This window comes from Pseudomonas sp. PME37.24/006 (genome assembly GCF_055556635.1).
Map to the genome: position 1 here is coordinate 1 of NZ_JBVHNL010000205.1, position 256 is coordinate 256.

Consider the following 256-nt stretch of genomic DNA (forward strand, 5'->3'; position numbering starts at 1 on the left):
ACTGCCGGATGCCGACGCCCACGCGCAGTCCGAGGCGCCGGCGCCACGCGACGGCGACGCGCCGCAGTACGGCGTCGGGCCGTTCTCGGTGCGCGAGGTGTCGCTGCTCGGCATCTGGGCTGTGCTCTTCATCGTCTCGTTCTTCCCCCTCAACAACCTCCCCCCGAACGTCCGCGTGCTCGGGGGCGGCTCGAACGTCTGGCTCTCCAACCTGTGGTGGATCCCCACGGTGGCTCTCCCCACGATCGCGGTCGGT

General features: G+C 70.7%; 1 protein-coding gene. It reads left to right on the forward strand.

The annotated features are described in order from the left end of the window. The coding region (locus ACZ3GY_RS24420; protein ID WP_465912372.1) for a hypothetical protein at window positions 1-256 on the forward strand (256 nt) is incomplete at both ends.